We start from the raw sequence: 23623 nt of genomic DNA on the forward strand, positions 1-23623 counted from the left end.
ATACGTCGATATGCCCTGAGACTCGGCCCGGCGCCAGGTGGTCCAGCGTGGAAGGCCCCCGGTCCCGGTAGAACGAGCTACTGCCTTTCTTTTTGTCTAGGCGCACCGCCGGGACGCCGTTGTAGGCGTGGTGCCACTCGCCACCTCCGTGCGAACCTGGCTTGGGGGTCGCACCCGCGCCGTCTTTGGGGGCATGAGGCTTCGGCACCGCCTTACTCGCTGCCGGGGTCGGTTTCTCCGCCGCTGCCGTCTTCGCTGCGGACGCTGGTGGCGGTACCTGTACCTGTGGTGCTACCGGTTGAGGCCTAGGTGACTCCCCGTTACTGGGCCGAACACTCTTGGAGCTCCGCGGCCGCTTGTTCTTCGCCATCATGCGCCCCACTTTCCGGTCATGAGCTCGTCCACGAAAACGGTGTTCCCGTACTCGTGCTCCTGGAACACCTCGATACTGTCCATCTTTTGAGGCGACTTGCTGGGCAGCGTCGCCCCGTGCTGCAGGTAGGCGTTCGGGCGGGACCAGCAGGTCGTCGTCCCCGCCCCGCCGTCGCCACCCGCAGCCTCCCGTAACGTCACCTGCACGGCGCCCGTGCCGTTCAGCCACCGCCACTCACAGGCCAGCAGACCACCGTCAGCGGCCTCTAGGCCCGCCGTGACCCGCCACAGCCGCAGCTCGTAGACCGTACCCAGCGGCACCTCCCGCAGCGCGCCGTCGGCCAGGTACCGCAAGGCAGGGGCGGCCCCCAGGACCACCTCAGTCACCGCGAAGGCCTGCGACGTCGTATAAGCCACCCCCTGGAGCGCGCCCCCAGGACCCGCGACCCGCCCCAGCAGGCCCACCAGGTCATCCTGCTCAAAGGACACGACCTCCAGGCAGGCCCCCTCTAAGGGCCGCCTGCTCCACGACTTAGCCATGCTGCTCCTCCTGCGCCGTCTCCACCAGGTAGGCCGACCAGCCGGTCGCCTCCCTAGCGCCGTCATTAGCGGTGATCGTCTTGTTGACCTCCCGCAGCCTGGCCAGCAGCTCCCGCGCCACCGCCTGGCCCGGCCGCTGCGCCTCGGCGGCGGCCCCTAGGTGCCATTCAGCCGACCCCAGCCCCAGCCACTCCAGACCCTGCACATGCAGCGCCCGGACCTCCACCTGCCCCAGGCCCCGGGTGCCCTTGCCGCCCAGGGGAAGAGTTCCGGTGGCCAGCTCCGCCAGCACCAGCCCCAGCAGGCAGAAAGCCGCCTTCGCCCGGTCAGCGCCCCTGGCCTCGCTGCCCAGCGCCTGCGCACCAGCACGCTGCAACCAGCTGGCGTCCAGCTCCAGGACGATCTTGTTCCAGGACTTGTCATAGAGCTCCTCGCAGAACAAGGCGCCCTCGGCCACGCCCCCGGTCCAGCGGTCGCAGGCATTGTGGGTGACCCGGCGCGGCCGGTCGCGCAGCTGCGCAGTCAGGGTGTCCAGCACGCGCAGGGCCCCGCGCCGCTCCGTGGTGCCGAACAGGTCCCGCACCAGCGCCGGGTCATCCGCCAGCTGCTCATGGACGCCCAGGCCCTCGCCCTCCCAGGAGCGCAGGTGCGGCCCAGGCGAGTTCGCCAGCACGGTGCGCCCAATTCGTGAGGCCCGGCCACGCAGCGCCCCCCGCACCGAGCTGCCCGGCAGCACCAGGGGGCCGTCGTCGCCGCCCGAGTCCCGCAGAGGCATAGCTGGCACTGCATCGCAGCCCTCCTGGGGGCCGCTCCTGCGCTCCTGCGCCCGATCTACTTTCTCCTGCTTGCTCAGGCCCGGATCGGCCACCAGGATTCCCGTGGGGCTGTCCCACTCGATCTCGATCCTGGTCCGCGCCGGGGCCGCACAGTCCACGAGGGAGGGCAGCTCAGCGGCCTGCGGCTTCTCAGCCAGGAAGGCCCGCAGGCCCGCCCGGGAGGTGGGCTCAAAGGCACGCAGCTCGTAGGGGTGATCCGCATCCAGCACCACCCGGCCCCAGCCCGCGCCCTGCCGCCCGCCAAAGCAGATCCGCTCCGCCTGGAACAGCCCGACGATCAGCGCCAGCACCTGCTCCACCTGCGCGGTGGTGGCCATCGGCGGCACCTGCTCCGCCCCAGCCCGCACCGGGGCGTCCCCCTCCGCTGACGACGCCGGAGCCGTTTCCGTAGCAGCCTCCGCGGTCACCACCAGGGTCAGGCTGTGGCCGCGGGGCAGGAACTCGTGCGCGAACAAGGCGCCGTCCCCCACGGTCCCCCAACGCCGGTCGATGGCGTTGCCCATCCGCTGCGGCAGCCCCGGCGCCTCCCCGGCCCCCGCCGTCTGCTGGGCGCCAGCCTGCGCTGCCTGCCCCTGCTGCGATTCCTTTACCGCCGTCTGCGGCAGCTTGACAGTGCGGAAGGTCAGGGCGCTGGCCCGCAGCGGCGCACTGTTCTGCGGCGCGCCCCGTTGGTCGCCCCACAGGCTGCGCTCCGCCTCCCGCAGCTGGCGCCCCAGCGCGTCGCCCTCCGGAAGCTCAGCCAGGTACTGCGCGCAGGCCGCCCGCACCGCCCCCTTCACGGAGCGGCCGGTCAGCACCGGCTCGCCGTGGGCGTCACGCGCGAACCGCCTGGCCACCACCTCCCGCTCAACGCCCTCACGGCTAGGGTCCGCCACCTCGTCCACCCCGCCGGAGTGCAGCGGTGAGTCGGTCCTCAGGTGGATGGTGAGCTTGTAACGCTTGCGGCTCATGACTGCGCCTCCTGGGCGGTGTGGATGAAGTCGTGACGGCGCAGCGTGCGCAGGTTGAAGGCCTCCTGCTCCAGCAGGGGGTGCCCGACCACGAAACGCCCAAAGCCCTGCGCCGTCAGGCTGCCCACGCCGGTGAGGGCCAGCCGTGTCAACGCCGTCGTGGCCTCCGGGGGTACCTCCACACGCAGCACCGAACCTGCTTGGACCGCCATGCGTGTGGCCCGGGGCTGCGAGCTGGCCGGGGACCAGGTGTCCACCCGCCGGTGCCGGATACCTGCCCGGTACCGGTCCGCCTCGCCCTCCGCCAGGCGCAGGGCTGCGCCCGCACGCCTAAACGCCCCCAGCAGGTCCGTCAGGGAGCCGCCCGGACCCAGCGCGGCCGAGCGCGCCAGCACGTCCGCGGTGAACCACAGCGTGGTCGTGCCCGCCTGGACCTGCGGCGCCGTCACCTCCACCAGCGGCGTGAAGCAGCAGCGGGTCTGGCCATAGGCCCCGCTCAGACGGCGCAGCCCCAGCCGCGCCTCCACGCTCCTACCAGCGCCCGCCATCCTGGTGAGCAGCTGGCGGACCCCCGGCCGCTCCGCCAGGTCCTTGGACAAGGTGACTGTGGCCTCCAGGCGCATGCCCGCAGGCAGGGCCCGCACCAGGAACAGGGAGCCGTCCTTGGTGGCGCCCGTCTGCGCGCTGTGGGCCGTGCCCTGGCGGCCGGTCAGTGCCGGAACGCCCCAGGCCCCGCTGACCGGCTGCGCCTGCTGCGTCTGGTCCCCCGGCTGAGCCTGCCCCGGCTGCGCCTCCTGCTGGCCCGGCATCGCCACGCCCGGGAACACGAAGCCGCTGCGCATGGGGGACTGCACCTCCGGGGGCGGGGCGGCGAGCAGCCGGTTGCTCACCTCCAGCCACCACTGCCCCGGCTGGTCCGCCTTGGGGCGGGTGAGCACCAGCGGCGTGGGCAGCCCCCGGCAGCCCTGCACCACCGGCAGGGCGTCAGAGACCAGCAGCCTGCCGCTCACGACGGCGTCGCGCACCACCGGGTCATCCGGCAGCGCCCGCCGCAGCAGCTGGTGGACCCAGGGCAGCACCACGGTCCCCCGCAGGAAGTCCAGGGAACGCACCTCGTTGGAGAAAGGCACCTCGTAGGAGACCAGCGGGGTGAGCAGGTCGATGCGCAGGGTGGTCGTGCACCACTGCGAGGCTGACCCGGCACCGTCCCCCGCCGGGACCCTCGCCGGGGCCACCCCACCCTGGCCGGGGCGCGGAACCTCCGGGCTGTCCCACGGCGCCGCAGGCGTGGGGACGCTGGGCTCCAGCTGGATGTCGCCCGCCGTCGCCGTCGGCTCCAGGCTGTCCAGGGCCTGGGCGCACCACCGCCGCACCTCCTGCTTGTGGGTGGCCGCGTCCGCCAGGTTCGGCTGCTCCGGCCCTGACCCCTGCGACGGCGGGGCCGCCTGCCCGATCAGTACGTCGCACACGCCGTCGCCGTCGGAACGGTTGGAGCCGATGCCCCGGACCAGCAGGCCCGCCAGGGAGAGCAGCAGGCGGGCGGCGTCACGCTGGGCCTCGGTCCACCTGAGCGCGTGGCCCTGGGCGTCCACGTCCACCAGGGTCACCGTGCCCTGGAGCTGGCAGCCTCCCGCCCGCTCGAAGACCCGCAGGAAGTTCTCGCGGGCGGTTCCCGTCTGCTCGTCGATGGACAGGGAGATGACCTCATGCACCGGCACCCGCTGGCCCACCGGGACGCAGGCGTCCGAGAAGATCACGTGGCTGTGCCGGGGGCGGGCGGCGGCCTCCCGGGTGTCGTCCGGCGCCGGGCCGAAAAGCTGGTCGGCAAAGCTGTTCCAGGGGCCGGAGGGGCCGTCGTCCAGGGCGGCGGCCGCCTGCCGGGCCTGGGCCCGCACCACGCCGGTCAGCACCGTGCCGCGGACCACCGGCTGGCCAGCGGTATCCGTCTCGATGACGGAGTCGACGCCGCCCACTACGCCGGTGCCGGTGGACACGCCCCAGTCGGAGTGGAAGACGAGGGTGAGGGGGAAGGAGAGGGAGGTGGTCTCGTTGCTCATGACTGGGCCTCTGTGCTGGTCCGGGTGTTCCTTGACGCGGACTGAACTGGTGGGGCCAGCTTCGTGGCCTCGCTGAGGAAGGAGTCCGGCAGCAGCTCGCCGAGCTCCAGCAGGTCGTAGAGCGTGTGCGGACCGCCGAGCTCGGTGTCCAGGTTGGCGCGGACCTCCTTCTTGGCGTCCTCCCACTGGGCGTCCACCTGCCTGAGGGTCTCGGCCTGCTCGCTCTGGCTGCCGCTCTGCTCCGCGTCCGACAGCAGCTTGCGGATACGGGCGGCCCGGGTGTGCGGGAAGGGCAGGATCTGGTCCGCTTGGTCCTGCGCGTCCCGGAAGCCTTTGAATCGGGCGGTGCGACGGCAGACGGAGTCCCAGGTCGCGTACTGCGGGCCGTCCTCCGGGGTGCTGGCGCCGGTGGGGCTGTGCTCAGCGGGGCTGCCTGTGGCGGGGCTGGGCTCAGCGGGGCTGCCTGTGGCTGGCTCCGGCTGCAGGCGGAAGGGCCGGGTGGTGAAGCCCTTGTAGCTGGCCAGCAGCTCGGCAGGTTCCAGCACGGTGGTGTCAAACAGCACGTGGTAGTCCAGGGTGGAGCATGTGGGCTGCTGGGCCTTGCCCACGCCCTTGGCCCGCTTGACCAGCCGCTCGGCCAGGTCATAGGCCACGTGGAAGGGGAAGTTGCGGCGCACAATGGCCACCCCGGCCGCCGCCGTCATCGGGCCAGGGCCGGTCACCGACTCCTGGCCGACGGCGTGCAGGTGCCGCAGGAGGACGTCCGCGCCGGTGTTCTGCTCGAAGTGCTTCAGGAAGCTGGCAGCGAAAGGCAGGGCGTAGTCGCCGCTGGTGATGACGGTGACGTCGTCTCCGCCCAGGATCACCGGTACCACCGGCGCGACCTGGAAGCCTGCGGCCGGGTCCGCAGGATTGGCGGAGGCCCAGCGGGCTACATCGGCCCAGGCCTGCGCGAAGGCGGCGGTGACCGCCTGGTCGAGACGCTGGCTGACGGCCAGTACAAAGCACCTGGTAGCGTCCGAGTCCTTCCGCTCGCAGCCAGTGGCGGTCTTGAAGTCCTCGGGGGCGACGCGCTGCATGGCCAGGTCCAGGTTCAGCATGATCGCGCCCACGCCGTTGCCGTCAATATGGATGACCGCGACCTTGGACAGCGGTGCATCCTGAGCCCCCTGGAGCTCGTCCGGGACCGGGGGCGCGGAGGGGTAGCGCTCGTCCTCAAAGCGCTTCTCCAAGTCCCGCAGGTCCTGGCTGCTGCCCTGAGCGTCCTGCTCAGGGACGGTGCTGCTGGGGTTAAAGGCCTGGGTGAGCTCCTGCTTCAGGGCGTTGGCGAGCTCGGTGGGGTTGAGCGCCAGCTTGCTGCCCTTCTTCAGCTCTGCCAGCAGCTCGGACTGGCCGCTGGCCAGACCCGCTAGGCGGGTGCGGGACTGGTAGGCCTGGTAGCGCTTGACCCGGGAAGGCAGGGAATGGGGAGTGGCTTTGTCGTCATTAGCCTCATCCCGAATGTCCAGGGGCGGGGCGGCAGGTAGGTTGGAGTCCTTGGCCTGGGCCAGGAAAGGCATCTGGCTGAAACGGGCCTCTGCGGGCGGACGGTTGAGCGCGTACCTGCTCGCCTCGGCATGGACCTCCTCCAGCAGCTGCCGGTCCACCGTCTTCTTGTCACCCATGCTGATGTAGACGCCGGAGAGGTCCAGACCGGGAGCCTGCGCCAGAACGGTGCGGGTGACATGACCGATCACCTGCTGGGCCTGTTCCTCGGTCTCCACCATGAAGATGACCTTGCCGGAGGAGCGAGAGACCCACTGTCGGGTAAGCAGTGAGGCTGGGGTGCTGCTGTCCGCCTTGTCGGCTGCCGAGCCGGTGGGGCAGAGCTCGGGGCGCTCCTCGGGCCATCCCTTGTCCGCCCCGCAGGAACGTACGGCGGTGGTGACCCAATCCTTCAGCCGTGAGAGCTGGGCGGAGGCACCGATGTTCTCTCGTAGGCGGGGCGAGGAGAAGATGTAACGCTGGTTCCCGTTGGTCTCAAGCATCACGAGCTGCATCGGGCGTCCTCTCAGGTGGGCTGGTGGTGGCAGTCTGCCACTTGCTTGCCCGGCGCGCGCGATAACTGTGAAGCAGGTTCTACACTGGCCCGCAAAACCCTTTCAGGGGGCTTGCAAGGACTAAGGGCTATCGCTGCGCGGTGGGCGCCCATCCATAGGCTTTAGCTCATGATGAAGTGGGAGGCAAGGAAGCCGTGACTGTTGTTATAAGTGCCGTGGGGGCCGGGGACCTGGGGATCGACATCGTCGAGATGGATCCCAGGGAGAGGCAAGAGGCGGATGTGGAGCCTCGGAAGCGGCTGAAGGACAGTGTTGCTGCCCCGGATACCGAGGCGGTCGCCAAAATGCTCTTGGAGGGGGCGGGAGACGGTCGGTTCCCCGTGCCGCCGGTGACGCTGCTGCTGAACTCTATAGAAGCCTCTGGTCTGGCAGGAGGGGGTGCGGTAAGGGTGCTGCTGCTCGACAGCAAGAGTGGGAACGCAAGGACTCCCACCGATTCTGTGGCTAAACGCCTTGAGGAAGCCTATGGGTTGTCAGACGTGCAGAAACAGCTTGAATCTAGGTACGGCTTCAAGGTGGAAGTTGAGACGATTGAAGCCGATCTGCGTGAGAAGGTTGGCGTAGAGGCGCTGGAGAAAAGAGTACGAGAACTGGGTGAGGCCGAGTATGTGGTAAACGGCATCTCCGGGGCCTCCATGATCGTGTTCGCAGCAATGGGGTTGCTAGATGAGCTTGCCTGCAGCTGGCGCCTGGCGGTGGCTCCAGGGGAGGGCAAGGAGGCGGCGCATCTGCTTGAGGTGACCTCCCACAAGGAAGCCGCTTTCTACTGGCTGCGCTCTATGGGGTACCTGGAGCAGGCGCAACGCCTGGCCGAGAGGCTGGGTGCTGGTGCCCGGCCTGTCGACGGGACGCACCGGGAGATTGTCGCTCTGTCTCGTCGACTCAGAGAGGATCCCGAGCACTTGAACGCCCAGGACCTGGGCCGCCTGCTCGCCCTGGACATGGCGCGAGCCGACGGCACGGCGGGCCTGCTGGTGCGTCCCTGGGTGGAGAAGGCCTACCGCCAGATGCTTGCGCAAGAGGGTGCGGGTGAGAGTCGAAATGAGAGTGCTGATGGGAGCGAAAGAGAGGATGCGGAGAGGGGTGAAAGAGTTAGTCTCTTCAGGAGGGGGGCTCCTTTAGGGGCAGCGATAAGGGCGGCTTCCGAGCAGGTGCGGTCGCAAGGTCCGGATTGTCCCGAAAGTGCCAGGTGGCTGGCAGGCCAAAGCAGACTTAATGAGATCGGCAAGAAGGCCGTACATGATCTGGGGGAGCCGCGGCTGAGTGAGGTCAGGTACGTGCTACAGGACCTCGGCCTGGGGCGGGAGCTCCCAGACTGGGTGTCTCGACCGGGGGAGCGGCCGGTTCTCTACATTGTGCCCTGCGGTACCATGCAGCGGGGTGAACCGGTTCCGCAACGAGTGCTCCTTTCTCCAGTTCCACCCGCTCTAAAGGCGGCGGTTCCAGGAGGACTGCTCAGTGACGGCCTGCCGCTGGAGGTGGAGTTCTTGCTCCTCCACTCGGAGGACCCAAAGTCTAAGAAGGTCGCGTTAGAGAACGCGGCTGGCGGCATGCTCGCCGCACTCCACGGAGAGTGGGCGCGTATGTCTCCAATATCGGTTGATTCTATAACTTACGGGGGTGCGGCCACGTCGGAGTACCTGGCCACCCCGGATATCATGGAAGCGGTGTCGGCGCAGGTCTCACTGGTTCTCCGGGCAAAGCGTCCGGCGGCGGTCGTGCTGGTGGGTACTGGCCAGAAGCCTGCTGTATACGGCGCTCTGCAGGCGGCGCAGAAGTGGTGCGCGGACCACGGTGCACCCCTGTTCCTGCAGACCTTCGTAGACGGCGACCGGGCGGCCCCCCAGTTCCACCGGGTCGCCCTCCACCGGGACACCCGGAAAGCCTTGCTGGAGGTCGCCAAGGAGAGCCTGGCCCGCCTGGACCTGCTCAGTGCGGTGCGCGTGCTAGAGGCAGGGGACGGGCAGATGCATGATCTGGCGGAACGCTGTAGCAAACTCCGGCAGAAGCTGTTGCATGCCGCCAACAACGACGACGCTCCAGATGAAGGTGCCGCAGTCCTCATGGACCTGCTGGAAGTGGTGGCGCATCTGTGGGAGTCCGCCACCGACGAGCTGGTCAAGATGCGCCTCATGGTCGTCGTCGCAGAAGCTCTGGACTTTAAGAGCAATAATCGCACCCTCCTGGTGCGTCAGATTGAGTATACTGAAAGAGTAGGGTGGCGGCAGCGTCGGTTTGGCTCCACGGGTGGTGGTGCGTGTGCGGGCAATATAGAGGCTAGTCACCGTGACCTCCTAGCCCTCTTGTACCAAGTGCGCAACAACCTGGTAGTCACCCATGGGGGTGAGGCGTCGCGGAAAGCCTTTGAGGCGGCCGCGTGCTGCCCGTTTAAGAACGGGCCGACTGATGGTCGCCCTAACCCCTTCTTCTATGACTATGAGGAATGGTCCTACCCTACGGTGCTTAGGCTGACCAAGAAGAAACTGCTTGAGGGTGCCGCAGAACAATCCATCAACCTGACGGCCTCCACCTGGAAGCAGGACTTTGACAAGCTCTGCCAGGACATTGAGACCAAGCTCCAGTAACAGGTGTTAGCGAGCCAGAAAATGTCATTCACGCTGAATAACCTCACGCCCCACCAGGTGGTGCTGGCCCTGGCGGACGGCACCGAGCTGCGCCTGCCACCCTCCGGCACCGTCCCCCGCCTGCTGCTCAGCCAAGGCAGTCGGCAGACCCTGCAGGTCAGTCGTCCACCCGTCCCAGGAGAGCCCGGGGAAGGAGCCCCGGGTGCCTCGGGCACCTCGGACGCCTCGGGCACCCCAGACACCCCGGACGCCCCGGATACCTCGGGCACCCCAGACACCTCGGGCACCTCAGACACCTCGGGCACCTCAGACACCTCGGGCACCTCAGACACCTCGGGCACCTCAGACACCCCGGACGCCCTGACCGTCGTGGCCACGGTGGAGCTCGCCGTCGGTGCTACCGTCACCGGCCTGGAGCCCCCGCTGCCCGCACCCTGCCCCGGCACGCTGTACGTCACCAGCCGCGTCGTCGCCGAGCACCACCCGGAGCGCACCGACCTGGTCTGGCCAGACGACCTGCAGCGCGACGCCGCCGGGCAGGTCACCTCCGCCCGCCGCCTGGCCAGCCTCCACGCAGTGCAGCCCCAGGCCGCCCACCAGGAAGGATGACCCCGTGCCCACCACCCCCACACTCCCCGGCAGCGGCGCCACCCTGGGCCTGCAGATCACTAAGGAGGACAACAACGCGCCCCGGCTGGTCATCGTGGTCCCCTGGGAGGTGCCCGGCACCTGGGAGCAGTGGCGTGAACTCCTGCAACCCGGCCCCGTGGTCATCTCCAGCGCTGAGGGCGCGCCAGTCACCTACGACGCCGCCTCCCGCAGGCTGCGTGAGCCCGTACGGCGACGGCTGCTCTCACCCCAGCACCGCCGTCACCTGCTGCCCGCCCAGCCCGTGCCGCTGTTCCTTAGAGATAAGGACCGCAGGGCGCCCGGCTCCAGGCCGGAGCTTGAGGTGCTGGCCTGCGACGTGCTGCACGTAGAGACCATCAGGCCCGCCATCGCAGACCAGGAGAGCCCGCACGACGCCCCCGCTCAGGAGACCACCCGCCTCCTGCTGGCCCTGCACACGGTGCTGCACGAGCCCACCGCTACGGAGGCCTTCAGCTGGGTGCGGGGCATCATGCGTGAGCCCGCAGGCCGCCGCGAGCTGGAGCGGACCGCGGGCGACGTCGTCGCCACCTGCCTGCCGGAGCCGGTGGACAGGAACCAGGTGGGCCACGGCTACGGTGCCACCGAGGCCGACGGGAGCGTCGCCGCCGCCCCCTACTGCATGACCTACGTGCCTAAGGATCGGGCGCTGAATCCCGGAGCGCAGTGTGAAGGCAATACCGTCCCGAACCAGTTCCCCGCCGACGTCGCCCCCGCCCAGGTCTCCGCCTGGCTCTGGGGCGAGCTGCCGCGGCGCGGGGGCAAGCGCTTTGAGGACGCCGACGCCGCCGAGCTGCTCGGCCAGGTCCACCAGCTCTCCCGGACCTGGACGGCCTACGCCGGGTCCTACGGCTGCGCCTTCATCCAGCTGGCACACGACTCCTTCCGCCCCCTGCTGCACATGGAGGGCCGGTTCCTGGAGGCGGTGCTGCTCATGCTCCTGCAACGCTACCGGGCTGCATCCCTGATGGAGCGCCTGGCCGCTGTCCAGCCGCACTGCGCTGAGCAGGTGGACCAGGTCATAGATCTCGACTCGCAGACGGTCGGATTCGTGGTGACCGAGCAGTGGAGCACCATGACTGACAACGACCCCCAGCTGGACGGTTTCCTGGACTACCTGCTGCGCACCTACCGGGTGGCGCTCATGGTTGAGGAGGTGCGGGACCAGGCCCACCGGCTGCGGGAGAATGTGCTGATGCGCATCGGCCGCGCGGAGCAGGAGGCTGAGGAGGCGCGCGCCCGCTCCAGCCGCGTCATGGAGGTCGCCCTGGCCGTGCTGACCTTCGTGGGTATGCCGCTGGGCATCTTCATGGAGGTATGGGCCAACTGGGAGGCGGCGCAAGGTATCGGCGTGCGGCAGCACAGCATACTGGGGCACCCGGTGGCGTGGGGCTGGTGGCTGCTGGGCGGGCTGGGGGCCTCGGTGGTCCTGGGGCTCCTGGCCTGGTGGCTGGTGATGCGCTGGGCCCGCTCTCGCTGGGGGCGCTGACGGCGTTGAGGCGTGCGCGGTTGCGCTGGGGGCCGACGGTGTCGCGGTGGCGGTGGCTGACGGTGGGCAGTGGCGCAGGCCGTGATCCTGGGTGGGGCCTAGGTGGCTGATGGTGGGGGGCCGGGACGATCTTGCGCGGCGGGCCGTGAGACTGCCGTGCCCCGCTAGGCTGGTTGTGGCCACACAGAATGCCCGTGCGATCGCGACCATGAAGCCGGGCCCCGCTAGGCCGGTTGTGGCACTCTGGTGGGGCCAGGGTGGCGCCGGACGGCGTCAGCCCGACCGGAAGGAGCCGACAGCATGCAGGCAGCGGACATGGGGGACGACCTCCAGCAGGTCCTCATAACCGAGGAGCAGATCGGGCACCGTCTGGACGAGCTGGCCCAGCAGATCGACGCCGACTACGCGGGCCAGGACCTGCTTCTGGTGGGGGTGCTGAAGGGGGCCGTCTACGTGGTGGCGGACCTCTCCCGCCGTCTGCGCCGCAGCGCCGACATGGACTGGATGGCTGTGTCCTCCTACGGCTCGGGCACCAAGTCCTCCGGGGTGGTGCGGATACTCAAGGACCTTGACGCTGACCTGACCGGCAGGCACGTGCTGATCGTGGAGGACATCATCGACTCGGGCCTGACCCTGTCCTGGCTGCTGGGCAACCTCTCCAGCCGGGGTGCCGCCAGCGTGGAGATCGCCACCCTGCTGCGCAAGCCTGAGGCCATGAAGGTGCAGGTGGACGTGCGCTACGTGGGCTTCGACATCCCCAACGAGTTCGTGGTCGGTTACGGCCTGGACTACGCCGAGCGGTACCGCAACCTGCGTTTCATCGGCACCCTGGCCCCTCACGTCTACGAGGGCTGACGGCGGCGTCCCCGGCGGGCTGGCTACCGAGTCCATAGGGCCCGGGCGTCGGGCCTACCTGGCGCGTGACGTGCCGGGAGGCCGTGAGTGATGTGTGGGGCGGCCGTGAGGTTCGGCGTCGGGGCGGGCCCACCCTGACTTGTGCATTTCGGCGCGAGTGGTGCCGGAATTCCGCACCACTCGCGCCGAAATGCACCAGTGGAGGCGAAGGGGGGCCGGGTGCGCGGGTGGTGCCCAGGGGGCGCGGGCAGTATGCACGGTGCGGCGTGGGTCCAGTTCCCGGGGCGCACATGGTGCGCTGAGGTCCTACCCGGCGCGTGGCCACCGGGATAGCCTGGGGCGGTCCCCTGGCAGACCTCCCTAAGGAGTCCTTGTGCGTAGTGCGATCTTTGATCAGGCTCATGCTGAGCAGCAGAGCCAGCAGCGTTGGACCTTGCAGTCGCAGAAGATGCTGCGGGTGCTGATGGGGCCGGAGGTGCTGGCAGCGCAGGGGGCGATGGTCGCCTACCAGGGGGCCATGGACTTCAGCTATAAGGGTGCTGGTTCCCTGGGCGGGATGCTAAAGAAGGCTGTTACCGGTGAGGGCGGCAACCTGATGCGGGTCAACGGTCAGGGCGAGGTGTTCTTCGCGCGGGCGGCGCAGAATATCTTCCTGCTGCAGCTGGAGGGGGACGCGATCACTATCAACACGCGGTCCTTGCTGGCTTTTGACGCGACCTTGCAGTACGACATCCGGATGCTTGGTAACTCGGGGCTGCTGGCGGGCGGCTTGTTCAACCTGCTGCTGCAGGGGCACGGGGTGGCGGCGGTATCCACAGACGGTACTCCGATGGTGCTGGACTGCTCGCAGCAGCCGACTTTCGTGGACCCGCAGGCGGCGGTGTGCTGGTCCGCGAACCTGCAGCCGCAGGTCAAGTCGACCTTCAAGGTGGGTTCGCTGATAGGGCGTGGCTCTGGTGAGTCCTTCCAGCTGGGCTTCCACGGGCCTGGTTTCGTGGTGGTCCAGCCCTCCGAAGGCGTCCCCATCGTCGGCGCCTCTTGACTACGACGGCTACCAGCCGGGCACGTCCTGGACGCGGCCGAGGTCGTGGTTGAGGTCGCAGCCACCTAGACCCGCCCCCGGCGTCGGGCTGTGCCCACCCTACCCTGACTTGTGCATTTCGGCGCGAGTGGTGCGGTTTTCCGGCACCACTCGCGCCGAAATGCACAAGTGGAGGCGAAGGTGCAGGGGGCCCGGGTGCGCGGGTGGTGCCCAGGGGGCGGGCAGTACGCGCAGAGCGGCGCTGGTCCAGGTCCCGAGGGCGCGCATGGTGCGCTGGGCGGAGGTCAGCTGGCCTGGGACGCCAAGAACCCCTGACTGGAGGGACGAACTCGGCGCGGCGTCGTCCCTAGTCAAAAGAACTGCAAAGACCCCTGACTGGTGGACCGGACCTTCTCCTGAAGGGTTGGCCCGGTGGGGGCTTGTCACTGGCGGAGGGTTACAAGCCCCCGCACCAACCAGTGAACCTTCAACTAGCGCGGAATCAAGCCAGAAAGTTCCTGGCTCCAGTGCCAGGGGGCCGTTCTAATCCTCCACCAGTGACAAAACCGATCAGCCGGGCGCCTGGGCGCCCCTGACTGGTGGGCTGGCGTCTTCTCCTGAAGGGTTGGCCCGGTGGGGGGCTTGTCACTGGCGGAGAGTTACAAGCCCCCGCACCAACCAGTGAACCTTCAACTATCGCGGAATCAAGTCAGAAAGTTCCTGGCTCCAGTGCCAGGGGGCCGTTCTAATCCTCCACCAGTGACAAAACCGATCAGCCGGGCGCCTGGGCACCCTTGGCAGGCGGGCTGCCGCCGTGACGGCCGTACACCCGTCCAAGCACGCCTAGCCAGGGGCTGCCCAGGTGCTTGCGTACGTCGTGCACCATCCAGCCGTCCGCGCCCCCACCGCCCCCGGCGTCGGGCTGTGCCCACCCCACCCTGACTTGTGCATTTCGGCGCGAGTGGTGCCGGAATTCCGCACCACTCGCGCCGAAATGCACCAGTGGAGGTGAAAGGGGTGCCCCGGCATGCGAGTGGTGCCCAGGGGTGCCCAGGTGCTTGCGTCTGTCGCGCACCAGCCAGGCACTCAAGCACCCCTAGCCAGAGACCCAGCCAGGGGGCAGCCGCCAGCTAGACCCGCCTCGGGCGTCGGGCCGCCCCCGGCTTCGAGACCTGGCTGTTACCGCAGCGGCCTGCCGCCACGCCGGGCGCGAAAAGTGGCGGCCAGGGCAGCACTCACGCCCGCAAGTCCGCTAGCGTTCACTGGTCGAAAGCCAGAAGGGACCAGGACGCCACCATGAAGACCGACAAGCCCTCGCAGGACTCCTCCCGCCGCAAGGAGTCCGGTAAGGACCGCCCGGACACGCGCCGCAAGCGCGGGACGCTCAGCAACCCCATGTTCTGGCTCGTCCCCGTGATCCTGATCGCCACCCTCACCTGGCTGCTGGTCAGCTCCCTGGGCGGCTTCCGCACCATCGACACCTCCGACGGGCTGGCCCTGCTCAAGGAGAACAAGACCATCGAGTCCGTCACGGTGGTGGACGGCAACCAGTCGGTGGAGCTGACCCTGACCGAGTCCTACAAGGCCGTGCCCAAGAAGGAGGGCCAGCGCGAGCAGGTCCTGGGCAAGAAGGTCAAGTTCTCCTACTCCGGGGCCCAGGCCAAGCAGGTTGACGAGCTGATCCAGGCCGCCAACCCCGCGGGCGGCTTCAACACGGTGGTGCCTACCAGCTCCTGGTGGGGCTCCATGCTCCAGCTGCTGATCCCCACCGCCCTGCTGATCGGCCTGATGTGGTGGATGTTCCGCTCCATGCAGGGGGGCCGCTCCGGGGCGCTGGGCTTCGGCAAGTCCAAGGCCAAGGTCGGCTCCAAGGAGATGCCGGACGTGACCTTCGACGACGTCGCCGGGGAGGACGAGGCCGTGGAGGAGCTGGAGGAGATCCGCGAGTTCCTCTCCGAGCCCGACAAGTTCCTGGCCGTGGGCGCCAAGATCCCCAAGGGTGTGCTGCTCTACGGCCCGCCCGGAACCGGTAAGACCCTGCTGGCCAAGGCCGTGGCCGGGGAGGCGGGCGTCCCCTTCTACTCCATGAGCGGCTCGGAGTTCGTGGAGATGTTCGTGGGTGTGGGTGCCTCCCGCGTGCGCGACCTCTTTGAGCAGGCCAAGGAGAACGCCCCCGCGATCATCTTCGTGGACGAGATCGACGCCGTGGGCCGTCACCGCGGCTCCGGCATGGGCGGTGGCCACGACGAGCGTGAGCAGACCCTCAACCAGCTGCTCGTGGAGATGGACGGCTTCGACGCCTCCACCAACGTGATCCTGATTGCCGCCACCAACCGCCCTGACGTGCTCGACCCCGCCCTGCTGCGGCCGGGACGCTTCGACCGGCAGGTCGCCGTCGAGGCCCCGGACATGGCGGGCCGCGCCGCGATCCTGCGGGTGCACGCCAAGGGCAAGCCCATGACCGGCGACGTCGACCTGGACCTGGTGGCCAAGCGCACCCCCGGCTTCACCGGTGCCGACCTGGCCAACGTGCTCAATGAGGCGGCCCTGCTCACCGCCCGCTCCAACGCCCAGCTGATCGACAACCGCGCCCTGGACGAGGCCATCGACCGCGTGATCGCCGGCCCCCAGAAGCGCACCCGCGTCATGAACGAGCACGAGAAGGCCGTCACCGCCTACCACGAGGCCGGGCACGCCCTGTGCGCGGCCGCCGGGGCCTACTCCGACCCGGTCACCAAGGTCACCATCCTGCCGCGCGGCAAGGCCCTGGGCTACACCATGGTCATGCCCAGCGACGACAAGTACTCCACCACCCGCAACGAGCTGCTGGACCAGCTGGTGTACGCCATGGGCGGGCGCGTGGCCGAGGAGCTGGTCTTCCGCGACCCCACCACCGGGGCCTCCAACGACATCGAGAAGGCCACCGCCACCGCCCGCAAGATGGTCACCGACTTCGGCATGTCCCGGGCCGTGGGCGCCGTCAAGCTGGGCACCACCGAGAACGAGACGGTGCTGGGCCTGTCGGCCACCAACCGGGACTTCTCCGAGCAGGTGGCGGCCACCGTGGACGCCCAGGTGCGGGAGCTGATCGACGTCGCCCACCGGGAGGCCTGGGAGATCCTCACCCGCAACCGTGCCGTCCTGGAGTCCCTGGCCACCGAGCTCCTGGAGAAGGAGACGCTGCTGGAGAAGGACCTGGAGCGCATCTTCGCGGATGTGGTCAAGCAGCCGCAGCGGCCCCTGTGGCACTCCGACGACTCCCTGGTGCTGGACGAGGAGCTGGCCTCCGGCAGCTACTTCTCCGGCTCGCGCACCCCGCGCCGCGTCCCCAGGGCCGCCGTCGAGCCTGCGGCCGTGCCCGCTGCTGGCGCGCCTGCGGCCACGCCGGTGGCTGACGGTACTGCCGCCCCCGGCTACGGGCAGGGCGGCTGGCAGGGGGAGTCCCCGGAGCCGCAGGCATGAGCGACGGCGTCGTGGGCGTGCCCGCGGGGGAGGGGGGCGGCTGCCCCCAGGAGGCTGCTGGGCGGGACGGGGGTTCCGGCAGCGCCGCAGCGCTCCCGGGCCTGGACGCCTCCTCCCCGCGCGCCTACGACGCCGGAGCCCCGGGTGAGACCAGCCCCTCCCCGCGCGTCCACGACGCCAAGGCCCGGCGTCCCGACGCTGCCAAGCCCCCGCGCGCCTACGACGCTGCGGCGGTGCGGCAGGCCGTGCGGGACCTGCTGGTGGCCGTGGGGGAGGACCCGGAGCGGGACGGCCTGCGCGAGACCCCGGACCGCATGGCCCGCGCCTACGCGGAGATGTTCTCGGGCCTGGGGCAGGACCCCGGCGAGCACCTCGACCGGGTCTTCGACGTCGGCCACGAGGAGCTGATCCTGGTGCGCGACATCCCCCTGTACTCGGTGTGCGAGCACCACCTGCTGCCCTTCCACGGGGCCGCGCACGTCGCCTACATCCCCAACGAGGAGGGGCGCGTGACCGGCCTGAGCAAGATCGCCCGCCTGGTGGACGGCTACGCCCGCCGCCCCCAGGTGCAGGAGCGCCTCACCGCCCAGGTGGCTGACGCGATCGTAGCGCGCCTCCAGGCCCGCGGCGTGCTGGTGGTGGTGGAGGCCGAGCACCTGTGCATGTCCATGCGCGGGGTGCGTAAACCCGGCTCCAACACGGTCACCAGCGCGGTGCGCGGCCAGATGCGCAAGGCCGCCACCCGCGCTGAGGCCATGAGCCTGATCCTGGGCCGCCGATCCTGAGGGGCCAGCCGCTCCTGAGCCGGGGCGCCCGCCACTGCTCCCGGGAGCTCCCGCTGTCGGGCACGGTAGCCCGGCAGTCCCCTGGGACGTCCTGTGCCAGGTTGCGTGGACTGGCGCAGGGGCCGGGAGGGCGGTTTGTCGTGCATAGCCACTGGGAAAGGCGCAGGCGCCCACGTGCGGGGGCCGAGCCTAGTTTCCGGCGCTTGGCATATGCAGTATCTACGCAGGCGCCCACGTGTGGGGGCCGGGAGCGTCTGGCAGCAGGCTCTAGGCCTGCTGGGAAAGGCGCAGGCGCCCACGTGCGGGGGGGCCGGGAGGATCTGGCCCGGCAGGGGCCTGCCCTCAGACGAGCCTGCTGGGACATCTGGGCCGGTCGCCTACCGGCCCAGCGCAACGGTCAGCAGGACGGTGAAGCGTTCCTCCCCGCGCGTGACCACGAACTCACCACCCAAGGCCTCCGTACGCCGCCGCGCCCCCACCAGCCCCAGCCCTGACGACGTCGCCGCGCCCGCGTCCCTCCCGCTGCCGTCGGCGGCCGTGGCGTTGCTGACCAGAGCCTCCACGCTCCGGCCGTCACACTCCACCAGCAGCCGTGCGCTACCTGGTGCCGCGTACTTGGTCACGTTAGCCACCAGCTCGTTCAGCACCCTCGTCAGCTGCTGGCGCATACCAGGGCTGACCTCCGGCCGGTCCAGCACCTCCAGCCCACTGGCCTCCAGGGCTATCCCGCGTGCTGCCAGCACCTTCTGCGCGGCCGCCACGCTCTGCGCCAAGGGCCGCGGGGCGGAGGACGCCAGTACGTCCAGGGACAGGCTCGTGGTGGCTGCCCCTGGCCCGCTGCCGGGAGAGCGTGCTGCACCACCTGCGGTGGCGCCGTCGTCCGTCCCGGCCTCGCCAAGCGCCCGCAGGCTCCCGCGCAGCTGCTCCACGGCCGTGCGCACGGAGGCCGTCATCTCCGCCAGAGCCCCAGCCAGCGACTCCCCGGACTGGCTGGACAGGCGCGCCTGCTCCGCCGTCATCACCGCCTGGGTGAGGTCACGTACCACCGTGTCGTGCAGCTCGGAGACCACCAGCAGGCGCTGGTGCTCCAGGTCAGCCCGGTGCTGGCGGGCGCCCGCTTCCGTCTGGGACCGTGGCTGCCGGACCAGCTCGGCCACCACCAGGCACGTCCCGGCGATCACCACGGACAGCTGCACCACCTCGGACGAGGACCCAGCAGGCGCCTGCTGCACCCGCAGCGCCGCCGCCAGCAGCAGCGCGTTGAGCACGACCGCCCCGTAGGCGCTGGAGCGGCGAAAGCCCCGGGTCAGCAGCACTGCGGAGCACAGCCAGGGTCCCGCCAGCGGCAGGACCGGCCCCTGGTGCCCTAAAGGAGCAAGCAGGTCCAGTGCTGAGGCCACCAGCGCCAGCACCGTGCCGCCCAGGGGCCACACCGATACCAGAGCCACCCCCACCCCACCCAGCAGCACCCGCAGCGCCCCACCCTGGGTCCAGGGGTACAGGCTCCCCACCGACCCTAGCGTCAGGAGCCCTGAAAGGCCCACGCACAGCAGGTGGGTGCGCCGCCGGGGCTGCCAGGTGCTCCAACGGCTCCGCGCCAGCCAGCCCTCGGTAGGGTCCGTGGCCCCCGCGGCCCGGCCAGTGGCGGCGGCCAGCGGCTCAGCCACGTGCTTGGCCGCGACCTGTCCCCCAAGCAGGCCGGGCCAGGCAGGGCCTCCGCCAGGACGGGGTACCTGGTCCTGCCTGAACCTCATAAGCATCTCCTGTCTCCTGCTCGCTAGCATCCTGCCATGACCTCCTCCACCGCCAGCCCCGCCACCACCCCGGTGCGGGTGGTGCTGGTAGACGATGACCCCTTTGTCCTCACCGCCCTGCGCAGCTACCTGGCCTCCAGCGAGCGGATCGAGGTGTCATCAACCTTTACCAGCGCCACCGACGCCTTGGCCTTTCTGCGCCAGGTACCAGTGAACGTGCTCCTCACCGACGTGCGGATGCCCGGCATGGACGGCCTGGAGCTGCTGGCACGGGTGCGCCGCGACCACCCCGGCACCGCCGTCGTGGTGCTGACCTCCTTTGACGACGACGCCGCCCTGCTGACCTCCTTGTCCGCCTCCGCCCACGGCTTCCTGCTCAAGGACTCGGCTCCGGAGGAGATCGTGCGGGCCGTGCTGGCTGCCGCGGAAGGCGGCACCACCATCTCACCGGCTGCCGCCTCCCGGCTGGTGGCCAAGCACCTGCGCCCCACCCAGGCGGGGGAGAGGACCGACCTGACGCAGGCGGAGCGGGAGGTGCTGGCGCTCCTGTGCGAGGGCTACTCCAACGCGGAGATCGCCGAACGCCTGGTGGTGGCCGAGTCCACCGTGAAGACCCACGTCTCCCACCTGATGCGTAAGTACGGGGTGGCTTCCCGGCTCAAGCTGGTGGTGGCGGTGCACCGCGAGCGCGAGGCCCGGTAGCGCGAGGCCCGGGCACGGCGCCCCACCATGCCCGGGCACAGCGCCCACGGCGCCGCCGTCAGCAACCCGCTAGTCCGCCGCGAGCGCCGTCACCGGGGCCACGGCAGCCGCCCGCCCGGCCGGGCGCGCAGAGGCCACCACCCCCACCAGGGCGGAGACCACCACCGCCCCCAGAAGCTGCAGCCACGGCACCACCAGCACCAGCCCCGAACCTGCCTCGGTGCCCAGCAGGGCAGCCACCCCGGCCAGTCCCAGACCCGCCCCCAGGGCCGCACCCAGCAGGCCACCTAGCAGGGCCGTCAGCACCGCCTCCGTGATGAACAGGGCACGCACCTGCCCCCGCCCGGACCCGGTGGCCCGCAGCACCCCGATCTCCCGTACGCGCTCCAGCACGCTCACCTCCGTTGCGCTGGCCAGGCCCGTCAGGGTGATAAGCACCGTCAGTAACAGCACCAGGCCGACCACCGTGGTGGTGCGGCTGACCTGCCGCATGAAGGCAACCTGCCCGTCCCCGCTGGCGGCCACCACCAGGCCGGAGCCGCGCAGGGCCTCTCGTACCGCTGAGACCGTCGCCTTGTCGGTGCCGCCGTTGCGCAGCCGCACCCACAGGCCCTGGTCCACCGGCTCCGAGCCCATCAGCTGGTGCGCCACCGTCGGGGTCACGACCGGCCCGTAGCCGCTCTCCACCACCCGCACGCGCAGGGGCACGCTCCCAGCCGGTCCGGTAAGCACCACCTGGCTGCCCTCCGGCAGGTGGTAGATGCCGCCCAGCACGAGGCTGTGGTCATCAAGCTTCTCCAGGCCGTGGAAGGAGCGGGCCACCGGCGCCAGGGAGTCCTGGTCCACCGCGTGCACGGTCAGGGCATCCTCGGTGCCGTCCGGCCTGCGCAGCTGTACGGTCGGTTCGGTCACCAGCACGGCGGCCTCCACCTGCGGCACAGCCGTCACCCGGGCCTGCACCGCCTGCGCGTCCTGTCCGGCCAGCACCGTCTCCACCTGCAGGTCCAGGGGACTGCTGGCGGCCAGGTAGCCGTCCGTGGAGGCGGCCACACTGCTCAGCCCCGTGACCATGGTGGCGGCCACGGACACCGACACCAGCAGGGACGCCGTGGTAGCCGCAGCCCGGCCCGGGTTACGCCCCAGGTTCCGTGCCGCCAGCCGTAGCAGGGAATGGTCCTCGCCCGCTAGGCGTGCCACGAGCCGGGCGGTCCCGGATACTGCCAGCGGCATGGCCAGCAGCAGGCCCAGCACTACGATGACGGCACCTGCTGCCGCCAGCTCGATCATCCGCGTCTGTACGGCCATAGCCAGCACGCCTACGCCTACGAGCGCCCCCAGCAGCCCGGCCACGGCGGCCCCGGCGCGCCGTCGTCCCAGAGCCCGGTCCTGGGCGATCCGCCCGGTGAGGGCCACCAGCGGGGAGACCCGGCTGGCCTGCCCGGCGGGGCGCACCGCCGCCAGCACCGTCACCAGCGGGGCCAGGACCAGGCCCAGGGCCACGGAGCGCCAGGAGACCGTGAGGCTGGCAGGCGCCAGCCCCTGCACCGTGCCTGAACGCACCAGCAGCCAGGCGGTAGCGGAGCCCAGGACCGTACCCAGCCCCGCCCCTAGCAGACCGGTGGCAACCGCCCCGCGCAGTACCGCCAGACGCACCTGGCGGCGGCTCGCCCCCACGCAGCGCAGCAGGCCGATCTGCCGGGTCTGGTGGGCCACCAGGGTGGAGAAGGTGGCGGCGATCACGATCGCGGACACCACTGCACAGACCGGCCCCAGCAGGGACAGGAGCGTGAGGATCGCTGCTGTGTGGGAGGAGTCCAGGCGCGCCCGCAACGGCAGCAGCTCCTCAGCGGTGTAGATCTCGCTGTCCAGGTCCCCGGTGGCGGCCGTGACCGCCTCCTTGAGCGTGTTGACGGAGGTGCCGGGCTGGGCGTGCAGGTAGACGGTCTGGGGACGGTCGTCCTGACCGAGCCGTGTCCGCCCCTCCGACGTCGCGAACACGAAGGTGTCATCAGGACTGCGCCGGGAGAGCTCCGCAGCGCCCTCCACGATCCCCACCACCTGGAGCTGTTGCCCACTGGGGGCGTCAAAGCTCTCCAGCAGGGGGAGGGTGTCTCCTACACGCAGGTCCTCTGCCTCAGCCAGGCCCGTGGACACGGCCACCTCGGCCGCTCCTTCAGGCAGGCGCCCGGCGGTGAGGTGCTGCGCCGTGCCCGGGGCCTCGGCAGCCAGCACGAACACGTGCTCGTCATAGGCCCGGCCGGGGTGGTCCACCACGGCGTGACCCTCCAGGTAGGTGCGCGCCTGCGCCACCCCGGCCACCTGCTGCAGCCGGACGGCGGTGTCAGCAGGAAGGGCCTGGCCGCGCCCTGGCAGCACGATGACGTCGGCCCCGCCCAAGGAGGTCCGGGCCTGCGCGGTCACCTGGGTCCGGTAGGAGTCGGAGATGATGAAGGCGAAGGTGATCAGGGCGGCGCTGAGGGCCACCGCAACCAGGGCGGCGAGGGCGCGCCGCAGGTCCATGACGGCAGGCATCAGCGGGCCTCCTTCCGTGGGCGCGCGGCGGCGGGGGCTGCAGTGGCGGGTGAGCCTGCCGCCGGTACGGGGCCGGAGGCGCCGGGACGCTGCGTGTCGTCGGCCACCAGCCGACCGTCGCGCAGGCGGACGACCCGGTTGGTGAAGGCGGCGGCGCCCTCGTCGTGGGTCACCATCACCACGGTCTGCCCCAGCTGGTCGCACATCTGCGCCAGGGCGTCCAGCAAAGCCGTGGAGGAGGCGGAGTCCAGGGCGCCGGTGGGCTCGTCAGCGAAGACGACCTCGGGGCGGCCCACCAGGGCGCGGGCCACCGCCACCCGCTGCTGCTGCCCGCCGGAGAGCTCCGTGGGCCTGTGCGTCAGCCGGTCCCCGATCCCCAGGGTCTCGATCACCAGCCGGTACCAGTCCGGGTCCGGGCGGCGCCGGGCCAGCCGCAGCGGCAGGCTGATGTTCTCCTCCGCGGTCAGCTGCGGCAGCAGGTTGAAGGACTGGAACACGAATCCCAGGTGGTCCCGACGGACCCGGGTCAGTGCCTTGTCGTCCAGTCCCGCCAGGTCCTGGCCGCCCACGAGCACGGTGCCGGAGGTGGGGGAGTCCAGCCCGGCCAGGCAGTGCAGGAGCGTGGACTTGCCGGAGCCGGAGGGGCCCATGACCGCCACGAACTGCCTGCGCGGCACGCTCAGGCTCACCTGGTCCAGGGCCAGCACCTGCGTGGACCCGCTGCCGTAGACCCGGCTCAGCCCACGGGCCTCCACCACCACCTCGGCTCCACCCTCCGGGCGGCTGGGCCGGGCGCTGCCGCTGGAGCCCGCACTGGCCTGCCAGGGGTCTGCGGGGGTCTGGGTCTGCCGGGGCGTTCGCTCCGGGCTGCTGGCGCGGCTGGCTTCAAGCATGTTCCTCTTTCCCTTCCGGTCGGCGGCCCACGGGCTGGGCCTC

Annotated in this window: 16 protein-coding genes; 8 read left to right on the forward strand and 8 right to left on the reverse strand. The window is 70.3% G+C overall.

All coding sequences use genetic code 11. From position 1 onward, the window contains the following. Window positions 1-369 precede the first annotated feature (369 nt). The 4 genes from JG540_RS01800 to JG540_RS01815 are packed head-to-tail and all read right to left on the reverse strand — an operon-like array spanning window position 370 to window position 6782. Window positions 370-912, reverse strand: coding sequence for a hypothetical protein (locus tag JG540_RS01800; RefSeq protein WP_200276397.1), 543 nt, complete (start codon window positions 910-912; stop codon window positions 370-372). Next, window positions 905-2698: an RAMP superfamily CRISPR-associated protein gene (locus JG540_RS01805; RefSeq protein WP_200276399.1), complete on the reverse strand. Its 1794-nt coding sequence runs from the start codon at window positions 2696-2698 to the stop codon at window positions 905-907. The genes JG540_RS01800 and JG540_RS01805 overlap by 8 nt, the downstream gene beginning before the upstream one ends. Further along, on the reverse strand, window positions 2695-4755 hold the full coding sequence (locus JG540_RS01810) for an RAMP superfamily CRISPR-associated protein (protein ID WP_200276401.1): 2061 nt from the start codon (window positions 4753-4755) through the stop codon (window positions 2695-2697). The genes JG540_RS01805 and JG540_RS01810 overlap by 4 nt, the downstream gene beginning before the upstream one ends. Continuing rightward, a complete protein-coding gene (locus tag JG540_RS01815) occupies window positions 4752-6782 on the reverse strand; it encodes a hypothetical protein (protein WP_200276403.1) in 2031 nt (676 codons plus the stop codon). The genes JG540_RS01810 and JG540_RS01815 overlap by 4 nt, the downstream gene beginning before the upstream one ends. Window positions 6783-6970: 188 nt before the next feature. Here JG540_RS01815 and JG540_RS01820 point away from each other — a divergent pair, with 188 nt between their 5' ends. The 5 genes from JG540_RS01820 to JG540_RS01840 all read left to right on the forward strand — a co-directional run bounded on the left by JG540_RS01820 (window position 6971) and on the right by JG540_RS01840 (window position 13473). Then, a complete protein-coding gene (locus tag JG540_RS01820) occupies window positions 6971-9439 on the forward strand; it encodes a hypothetical protein (RefSeq protein WP_200276405.1) in 2469 nt (822 codons plus the stop codon). Between the two features lie 21 nt (window positions 9440-9460). Then, window positions 9461-10048 carry a hypothetical protein gene (locus JG540_RS01825; RefSeq protein WP_200276407.1) on the forward strand — a complete coding sequence of 196 codons (588 nt, stop codon included), beginning with the start codon at window positions 9461-9463 and terminating at the stop codon, window positions 10046-10048. 4 nt (window positions 10049-10052) lie between these two features. After that, window positions 10053-11576 carry a hypothetical protein gene (locus tag JG540_RS01830; RefSeq protein WP_200276409.1) on the forward strand — a complete coding sequence of 508 codons (1524 nt, stop codon included), beginning with the start codon at window positions 10053-10055 and terminating at the stop codon, window positions 11574-11576. Window positions 11577-11876: 300 nt separating this feature from the next. Continuing rightward, window positions 11877-12431 carry a hypoxanthine phosphoribosyltransferase gene (gene hpt, locus JG540_RS01835; RefSeq protein WP_200276411.1) on the forward strand — a complete coding sequence of 185 codons (555 nt, stop codon included), beginning with the start codon at window positions 11877-11879 and terminating at the stop codon, window positions 12429-12431. Window positions 12432-12804: 373 nt separating this feature from the next. Continuing rightward, the gene (locus JG540_RS01840; RefSeq protein ID WP_200276413.1) at window positions 12805-13473 is read left to right on the forward strand and encodes an AIM24 family protein; all 669 of its coding nucleotides are present in this window, start codon (window positions 12805-12807) and stop codon (window positions 13471-13473) included. Between the two features lie 751 nt (window positions 13474-14224). On the opposite strand, the gene JG540_RS01845 is transcribed toward JG540_RS01840, so the two are convergent. Continuing rightward, window positions 14225-14389 carry a hypothetical protein gene (locus JG540_RS01845; protein WP_200276415.1) on the reverse strand — a complete coding sequence of 55 codons (165 nt, stop codon included), beginning with the start codon at window positions 14387-14389 and terminating at the stop codon, window positions 14225-14227. Between the two features lie 458 nt (window positions 14390-14847). On the opposite strand from JG540_RS01845, the gene ftsH reads away from it, so the two are divergent. Together ftsH and folE are read left to right on the forward strand one after the other, a co-directional pair. Next, window positions 14848-16914 carry an ATP-dependent zinc metalloprotease FtsH gene (ftsH, locus tag JG540_RS01850; protein ID WP_407648348.1) on the forward strand — a complete coding sequence of 689 codons (2067 nt, stop codon included), beginning with the start codon at window positions 14848-14850 and terminating at the stop codon, window positions 16912-16914. A 101-nt stretch (window positions 16915-17015) separates the two neighbouring features. Beyond that, window positions 17016-17699: a GTP cyclohydrolase I FolE gene (gene folE / locus JG540_RS01855; protein WP_200277980.1), complete on the forward strand. Its 684-nt coding sequence runs from the start codon at window positions 17016-17018 to the stop codon at window positions 17697-17699. A gap of 377 nt (window positions 17700-18076) precedes the next feature. Here folE and JG540_RS01860 read toward each other — a convergent pair whose 3' ends face one another. Beyond that, the gene (locus tag JG540_RS01860; RefSeq protein ID WP_234042865.1) at window positions 18077-19453 is read right to left on the reverse strand and encodes a sensor histidine kinase; all 1377 of its coding nucleotides are present in this window, start codon (window positions 19451-19453) and stop codon (window positions 18077-18079) included. Between the two features lie 36 nt (window positions 19454-19489). On the opposite strand from JG540_RS01860, the gene JG540_RS01865 reads away from it, so the two are divergent. Further along, the gene (locus tag JG540_RS01865; RefSeq protein ID WP_200276420.1) at window positions 19490-20155 is read left to right on the forward strand and encodes a response regulator; all 666 of its coding nucleotides are present in this window, start codon (window positions 19490-19492) and stop codon (window positions 20153-20155) included. 69 nt (window positions 20156-20224) lie between these two features. Here the strand turns inward: JG540_RS01865 and JG540_RS01870 are convergent, their stop codons facing one another. Then, window positions 20225-22687, reverse strand: a complete 2463-nt coding sequence (locus tag JG540_RS01870) for an ABC transporter permease (protein WP_200276422.1) — start codon at window positions 22685-22687, stop codon at window positions 20225-20227. Next, window positions 22687-23580: an ABC transporter ATP-binding protein gene (locus tag JG540_RS01875; RefSeq protein ID WP_200276424.1), complete on the reverse strand. Its 894-nt coding sequence runs from the start codon at window positions 23578-23580 to the stop codon at window positions 22687-22689. Before JG540_RS01875 ends, JG540_RS01870 begins: the two co-directional genes overlap by 1 nt. Window positions 23581-23623: the final 43 nt, after the last annotated feature.

This window comes from Actinomyces weissii, from assembly GCF_016598775.1.
Taxonomy (GTDB): domain Bacteria; phylum Actinomycetota; class Actinomycetes; order Actinomycetales; family Actinomycetaceae; genus Actinomyces; species Actinomyces weissii.